The organism is Dellaglioa sp. CoH-57-MRSF-16 (assembly GCF_056782055.1).
Map to the genome: position 1 here is coordinate 1 of NZ_JBXAXZ010000031.1, position 596 is coordinate 596.

General features: G+C 54.0%; 1 protein-coding gene. It reads right to left on the reverse strand.

Translation table 11 applies throughout. The features are described from left to right. Positions 1-188 precede the first annotated feature (188 nt). A complete protein-coding gene (locus AC1RPH_RS07695) occupies positions 189-437 on the reverse strand; it encodes a hypothetical protein (protein WP_281106402.1) in 249 nt (82 codons plus the stop codon). Between the last annotated feature and the right edge of the window lie 159 nt (positions 438-596).

Sequence of the window (596 nt, forward strand, 5' to 3'; positions counted from 1 at the left end):
ATTGCCTTTCGGAAAGCAAATGCCAAATCCTCACCATGACAGTCGGCTGGATCAAATGAGAACCCTAGCGTAATGGTTCTTGTCAGATCGCCACCGGACTCGTAGTCTACACTGATCGTGCGCCATCGTGGTGCAACCCATTCGGGAATATCATGCGAAAACTCCACTTTAGCTACCATAACTTCCCCTTAATACGTGCGAATCGTCGCACCCTTGAAGACGGCGCTACACACAACGCCCTCGACGAATTGACCGCTGGGGCTGCGCGCAGTGAATCCCGTATGGAACGTGTCGTCCTTCGAACAGCCGAAGAAGTCGTAGCCCGTGATCTTGATGTCCTTGAAGCCAGCACCGGTCAGCGTGTTACGTGCCTGATCTTCACGCGTGCATCCCGCGAGCGCCAGCGCCATCAACGCAATTGCCGCAATCTTCTTCATTCTTCCACCTCGTATTCAATGTAGCCACGCTCCAGCATCGTATCAACCCAGCCCAGACGTGCCTGATTTGCGTGGCGTATCCAAGTTTGCTGCTCATCCGGGATCATCATACGTGATTCGGACGGGACTCCACGCTTCTGGAACGCCACCCAATTACTC